The sequence below is a fragment of the Spirosoma oryzae genome, assembly GCF_003002825.1.
In the GTDB taxonomy this organism is placed as follows: Bacteria; Bacteroidota; Bacteroidia; order Cytophagales; family Spirosomataceae; genus Spirosoma; species Spirosoma oryzae.
The window spans coordinates 77,468-84,525 of the sequence record NZ_PVTE01000026.1; the positions used below are offsets into that span (position 1 = coordinate 77,468).

5 protein-coding genes are annotated in these 7,058 nt (G+C 54.6%); 1 reads left to right on the plus strand and 4 read right to left on the minus strand.

Translation table 11 applies throughout. From position 1 onward, the window contains the following. Window positions 1-87: 87 nt before the first annotated feature. On the minus strand, window positions 88-1,203 hold the full coding sequence (locus tag CLV58_RS22880; RefSeq protein ID WP_170108771.1) for a retropepsin-like aspartic protease: 1,116 nt from the start codon (window positions 1,201-1,203) through the stop codon (window positions 88-90). 328 nt (window positions 1,204-1,531) lie between these two features. On the opposite strand from CLV58_RS22880, the gene CLV58_RS22885 reads away from it, so the two are divergent. Beyond that, the gene (locus CLV58_RS22885; protein WP_106140164.1) at window positions 1,532-2,491 is read left to right on the plus strand and encodes a glycoside hydrolase family 43 protein; all 960 of its coding nucleotides are present in this window, start codon (window positions 1,532-1,534) and stop codon (window positions 2,489-2,491) included. Between the two features lie 135 nt (window positions 2,492-2,626). On the opposite strand, the gene CLV58_RS22890 is transcribed toward CLV58_RS22885, so the two are convergent. From CLV58_RS22890 to CLV58_RS22900, 3 genes are all read right to left on the minus strand, one after another. Further along, window positions 2,627-3,223 (minus strand): methyl-accepting chemotaxis protein, encoded by a 597-nt coding sequence (locus tag CLV58_RS22890; protein ID WP_106140165.1) that lies wholly within the window; start codon window positions 3,221-3,223, stop codon window positions 2,627-2,629. Window positions 3,224-3,270: 47 nt separating this feature from the next. Continuing rightward, on the minus strand, window positions 3,271-5,742 hold the full coding sequence (thrA, locus tag CLV58_RS22895; RefSeq protein ID WP_106140166.1) for a bifunctional aspartate kinase/homoserine dehydrogenase I: 2,472 nt from the start codon (window positions 5,740-5,742) through the stop codon (window positions 3,271-3,273). Between the two features lie 233 nt (window positions 5,743-5,975). Beyond that, complete coding sequence (locus CLV58_RS22900) at window positions 5,976-6,446, minus strand: hypothetical protein (protein WP_106140167.1); 471 nt, start codon at window positions 6,444-6,446, stop codon at window positions 5,976-5,978. Window positions 6,447-7,058 lie beyond the last annotated feature (612 nt).

A 7,058-nucleotide genomic window follows, 5' to 3' on the forward strand; every position in this document is an offset into this window, starting at 1 on the left:
GCGGGTTGACTATCCGGGCTAATCAGGCAGAAAGTAGGTGCGAATGCCGTTTATCCGGTGCTGAAAAATGAGAATGCCGCTATTGGCTTACGGTCGCTGTATAGGCTGGTAGTCGTACTGATTACGGGCCGGATCGAGGGTAAGTCTACCGTGCCGAAAGAAACCGCTGCCAATACGACCATCGATCAATACGCTGCTGATCTGCTCGGCCGGAAGTTCAGCGGATTGCTTGCGTAGCTGCTGCGCGTGCCCGTCAGCCTGAATGGTAAATTGTTTCATGGCGTTGGTACGGCGCAGACGCAGGCGTCCACCAAAACCGAGGTCAAAACTCAGCGTGTGTCCGGGTTGACCGTCGGTTAGTTTTGCCTTCCCCTGTGGTGTTAGGGTGACTTGTCCGTTGTCACCCGTGTCGCAGAATAGGGTCATGTAACCGCCCGTCTTGTTCTGCACCTGTAGCAATGGTCGACTACCGCCCAGCAGATTCGGAACCGGGCTACCTGGCCCCGTCGGATTTGTCAGCGTAATGGTGCGGTTAACGTAGTCGATGGTTATGCGAAACTGACGGAGAATGTCCCAGCCCAGTGCCCCGTCGGCGTTGAAACCCCACAGCGACTGGACAAAAACCGGGATGTGGTTGACCTGTAACGCCCCAAACTGGATTGAATCCAGCAGCGCAACTGACGAGGGAAGTGCCTGACCCAGCGAGTTATCAACCTTGGTGTCGATAAGTGTAGACAACCCCAGTTCCGCAGCCAGGCGGGTCGAGAGCATGGTTCGCTGCGCACCGGTGTCGATCAGAAAGCGTTTCGGCCGGCCGTTGACGAACAAGGTTACGACAACGTGCCCGCGCTTCTGTAGCCTAAACGACTGGTGGACACTGTCGGGCAGTGTTAGTACCATCGCCGGCTGGGAGCGCATCCGTTGGGCCAATTCGTAGTTGTAGCCCCGATACCCCAGCGAGTCGGACAGCGCGACGTACCGCGTATACTGCCCACGCCACAGGTATACCTCTTCCGCCAGCAGAAAAATTGCCGCCTGCCGGGCCGGATGGTTGACTTGTCGGATAATGCTCAGCAGGGCCGGTTCTGCCCGGTCGTACTGCCGAAACAGGCAGTAATCGACGGCTTGTTTGTAATCGTGGGTAATCGAGTCTGTTCGTACTGGCGTTGCGCGAGCGGAGCACGTCAGTAGCAGGGCTAGCAACCACAGGATAATCGTGCTATGTCGGCTGCAACACGCTGTTGAACTGCTGAGGACACACGTTGTCATCCCGAGCTTGCGAGGGATCTTCCTAGGTGACACAAAAAGTTCGTCACTGAAGATCCCTCGCAGGCTCGGAATGACAAAATCAATACGATGATAACGAATCAAATAGGTTGTGTTGGTTAGAAGAGGACTGCGTTGCTGTAGCATACTAAAATACGGTCGGTTAAAACTGTGGTGTGGGCAAATTGCTTACTATAACATTGGTGAAGGTAGTGATGCATATCGCTTACTCGTTCCCGGCCGTCGCACATCCCGTTTTCCGACTATGAAACAGACCCGTTACCAAAATCCGCTCCTACCTACCGATTTCCCGGACCCATCCGTCATTGCCGCTCCGACGGGTGGGTATTATGCCTACGCCACCCACGACAAATTCTCACCGACTACGTGCAACATCCAGCTTAGCCATTCGACCGATCTGGTCAACTGGTCGGAGCCGGTGGGTGCGCTGGTCGAACCGCCGGTCTGGGCCAGGCACTGTCGGGAATTCTGGTGCCCGCAGGTAGTGCTGGTCGAGGATGAATACCGGCTTTACTACGCAGCCAAACCCGACAATGGCGACGACATGCAGCTGGCGCTGGCTACATCGAAGACGCCCGATAACTTCGTGGACATCGGTAAGCCCCTGACAACGCAGATGGGTGGGGGGTACACCATGATCGATCCGCATTTTTTTGCCGATCCGCAGACGGGAAAACAGTACCTGTATTACGGCTCAGCGCATGAACCGATCCGGGCCTATGAAGTAGCGCGGGACGGCTTTACGTTTATCGGTGATCCCGTCGACGTGTTACCGCCACGACCGGGTGTCAAATTTGAAACGCTGCGTGAGGGTGCGTTTGTGGTATACAGGCTGGAGTCGAAGCGGTACTTCATGTGGGTGTCGGGCGACAATACGTGGGAGGCAGGGGGCTACGCAATTAGTGTCTACTGGTCCGATAACCCGCTGACGAATTTTCAGCCCATTCCCGATCAGCACGTGATTCTGCAACCGGGTGCCGAGTGGGACTCGCCCGGCCAGAACTGCATCGTCACCGACGCGGCCGGTCAGGACTGGATCATCTACCATGCCGTTGACGCGACGGATCGGTACGTACCCGATACGGACCGATTCCTGCGAAAAATGTGCATGGACCGCGTTCAATACACCGCCGACGGGTGGCCGTTTATCGCCGGTAACAAACCCTCTGCCCACCTCCGGCCCGGCCCGATTGTGGTTGAATAAGGTGTTTACTTCCAGACTCTTTTTGGTATGAAAAAGGCGTTGGGGCTACCAGTTTTTCAACTGGTAGCCCCAACGCCTACGGAATACTGATTTGCTGATATTGTCAGCAAACGACATAGTCAGTGACAACTGCAATCAAGGCAATTTCTCCTGTAATAACCGAAGAATCAGATTTTGCCCGGATTTGACGTCGAACATCTGCTGATGAATATCTGACATCTGCTGACGAACATCGGATACCTGCTGACGAACGTCGGACACCTGCTGACGAACATCGGACATCTGCTGATGAATGTCAGTAAAACCAGTCTGTACAACATTGGTTAACGTAGCCAGACCGTTGGCGGTAATTTCCCCTGTCCGTTTCACCTGCTTTACCTCAGCTGCGAGATCCGTAACCACCTTATTGTTGTCGGTGGCTAATGCATGGACATCAACCGCCAGCGTATAAGCATTGGTAGCCAGTTCGTGGGAGTTGGTAGCCAGCTCGTAGGAGTTAGTGGCCAGCTCATGGGAGTTAGTGGCTAGTTCGTAGGAGTTGGTAGCCAGCTCGTGGGCGTTAGTGGCTATCTGGTTGGCATTGGTAGCTAGCTCGTTGGCATTGGTGGCTAGTTCGTGTGTACCAGTAACTAGTTCAACTAATTTCCCCTGTCCCTCGATCAGCCGATCTACTTTTTGAAGAACATCGGCAACGAGCGGCTCCAACTGGTCAAGGCGTTTATCTGGTGTCATATAGGTAAAGATAAGACTTGGATAGAAATATCATATGACAAAAAACTTTATGCCAGGTAACTGCCGATGCTGACGACGTCGGCGAAAACACCGGAAGCGGTCACCTCGGCACCAGCGCCGGGGCCTTTCACGACGAGGGGCCGGTCTTTGTATCGTTCCGTCGTGAACGAGACGATATTATCGGCACCGGTAAGCTGATAGAACGGATGCTCCGGCCCAACGGCGCGTAGCTCGATCACCGCTTTGTCGTTTTCGAAACTGGCCACAAAACGCAGCTTCCCGCCCTTCGCATCGGCCGATGCGAGCAGGTTTTCGAAGTAATCGTTGTTGCGTTCCAGCTCGTCGAAGAAGGCGGGCACCGTCGGCGCGTCCAGACACGACTGGGGCAGCAGGTTGTTGATCGTGACGTCCGACGGTTCAAGCGGGAAACCAGCTTCGCGGGCCAGAATCAGAATCTTACGGGCCACATCCTGCCCACTCAGGTCGTCGCGCGGGTCGGGTTCGGTATAGCCTTTTGCCTTGGCTTCGCGTACCACGTCGGCGAAGGACGTACCGGCGGTGAAGGTGTTGAAGATAAACGACAGCGTACCCGACAGAATGGCTTCGATTTTCAGGAACTGATCGCCCGCCGTCATCAGACCCTGTACCGTATTGATGATGGGCAGACCCGCGCCGACGTTCGTTTCGTAGAGGAACTTAACCCCCCGGTTCAGGGCTGTGCGCTGCAACCGGCGGTACTCGGCATACGAACCGGAGTTAGCTACCTTATTCGGCGTTACGACGGAAATGTTTGCGTCGAGCAGCGACTCGTAGAACTGCACCACGTCTTTGTCCGACGTACAGTCGATGAAGACCGAGTTCGGCAGGTTGTAATCTTTGATTTTCTCGACAAAGGCCGGCAGTGAGGTTGTGACGCCTTCCGCCAGTTGCCGTTCGGCCCAGTCGTCGAGGTTGATGCCTTTCGGGTCGAGGAGCATCTTGCGGGTATTGGTCATCCCCACCACACACACTTTCAGCAGCTTCTCCGTGCGCAGGTATTCGGCCTGTTTGGCAACCTGTTGCAGCAGCGTTTTGCCGATCAGCCCCGTTCCAACCAGATACAGGTTCAGCACCCGCGCTTCCGACTGGAAAAAGATGTTGTGCAGCGCGTTGAGGGCTTTCGACAGGTTGTTTTTGTTGATGACCACCGAGATGTTGATCTCCGACGATCCCTGGGCGACGGCGACGATGTTGACCCCGTTTTTGCCCAGTACCGAAAACAGCTTACCGGCGATACCCGATGACTTGCGCATGCCCTCGCCTACAGTCGCGATGACCGACAGGTCGCGTTCGATGGAAATGTTGTCGATATGACCGTGCGCAATTTCGGTGGCAAACTCCGTGTCCAGAATCGCTTTTACGTTCTCGGCACCGCGTGGATCGATGGCGAAACAGATCGAGTGTTCCGACGATGCCTGCGAAATCAGGATAACGCTGATTTTGTGCGCGGCCAGTACGCCAAACAGCTTGGCCGATACCCCTGCAACACCGATCATGCCCGACCCCTGTACGTTGACCAGCGAAATGTCGTCGATGCTCGAAATACCCGTAATCGTATACTGCCGCCGTTCCGCCGTCCGGCTGACGAGCGTACCCTCGTGCGTCGGGTTGAAGGTGTTCAGCACCCGCACCGGTATGTTGCGGGCGAAAGCCGGTTGCAGGCTGGGCGGATAAATCACTTTCGCGCCGAAGTGGCTCAGCTCCATGGCTTCGGCGTAGGTGATGGTCGGAATGTTGAAGGCGTTGGTCACCTTGCGCGGGTCGGCCGTCATCATACCGTCGACGTCGGTCCAGATGTCGATGATGTCAGCGTTCAAAGCCGCCCCCAGAATACTGGCCGTATAGTCGGACCCGCCCCGACCCAGTGTGGTCGTTTCGTTTTTGTCCGTCGAGCCGATGAAGCCGGTTACCAGCTGTAACGCGCTGACGTTGGCGTAGTGATCCTGAATCAGCTGATTCGTCAGTGGGTAATTGACTTCAGCCTGTCCAAACTGGTCGTCTGTTTTGATGATCGTGCGGGCGTCGAGGAACTGCGCTGAGATACCGCGACTACGAATGCATTCGGTAATAACAGCGGTCGACAGGCGTTCGCCGAAGCTGGTAATCAGGTCGAGGGTGCGGGGCGACAGTTCGCGGATGAGCGACACACCCCGCAGCAGGTCTTCCAGTTCGTTGATAACGCCCCGGACCTGCGCAAACACCTTACTCTGCTCCTTTACCGGAATCAGCGCCTTGATTACGTTGAAGTGCCGGTCTTCAATCCGCCGGACCAGCTCCATGTAATCGGTGTTACCGGTTGTGGCCATTCGCCCAATCTCAATCAACTGATTGGTAACGCCACCCATGGCCGAAAACACCACCGTAATCAGATCGCCCGGCTGCGAACCGTCGTCCCGGCGATAGCTGTCGATGATCTGAATAACCTGCTTGATACTTTCTACGGAACCTACGGAGGTGCCGCCAAACTTGAGAACCTGCATCAGGGAAATAAAGAGCGAAAGAGTGAATGAGCGAAAGAGCGACTGGTATCGGCCACTTTTCACAAACTAATCAGAAGGACGTTGATGCGTGTAACTGGATAGCAAAGATAGGGGTCTACGACAGTTTACCGGTTGCTAAACGCGCTTTTCAACCGTAGCAGACTGACAGCTGACAGACGCCATACCGTTACCAGCAAGTCTGTTTCGTGGCGCGCTGGCGAAACTGGAAGCGTTCAACGGGTCAGTCGCCTTAACTGAGCCAGTTCTTTTCGATTGGATTCCTTCGTGGCTGTACAGATATCCGTCTGGAAGATTGCGTTCGGACCTGACTTTGATTTGTCAGGCATAGCACCCGTCGGATTCCAGTCGGTGGCATAGACAATGTAGTCGTGGCCAAGTTTGAACGCATAGCCACAAAGGCCGCTATCCCGACCTGTGAGGATCGATAGGGTATCAGGTGTGCCTGCGGGTGCTTTGTAGCGCCTGTCAACAACGAGCTTGAACAGTTTCAAGGACCATTGGAAATCGGGATCATTGTAATCGGTTCCACTGATAATTCGTCCTTTGACGGCAATGGTTGCCTTGCTCAGCTCGTATTTGAGCGTCCAGTTCTTGGGTCTGACGCAGGTGCAGGCATAGGTTGACGTTACGGCCGAAAGCAGGAAAACGATGCCTAGTGTTACGTAGATGTGTGGCTGTTTCATGAATTTCAGAGCGCTTTGTCGATTATCGACTGAGCTAAACTACGATGATTCGTGACTTTATCTGTGTTTAGATGCCCGAAAGAAATAGATTCCGACGGCTCCCGTAGCGGCCTCGGTACTAGCTACCAGATGAAGCCAGTATGCAGGCCGGCAACCAGCACAAGTCCCATTCGAAGGCAGGGCTGTTAAGTTCTAGTCCATCTACCCCCCAGCCCCCTAAAGGGCTAACCTTGTAGGGGTTTTGAGCCTTCAAAACCGAGCACTTCGCAAAGGAGCTTTTTTACCCCTAAATCCCCTGAAGGGCGGTCGGCCGCTGCCGGACTTTTTCTAAGTGCGAGTAAAGTCCCCTTCAGGGGATTTAGGGGTAAAAAAGCCTGTCCATAAAGCCAGTTAAGTACAGGACGTGAAACCCCTACAAGATTAGCCTTTAGGGGGCTGGGGGGTAGGGCGGAACAGAACTTAACGGCCCAGCCCCCTGAAGGGGGAGCATTCCGCAACTAAATCGTTCCCCCTTCAGGGCTAATCTTGTAGGGGTTTTGAAAACGAGTAAATTTGGTGACACAACCCCCAACAAAATGAGTGAATTCAGTCAGATGACACGCTTTCGGCCTC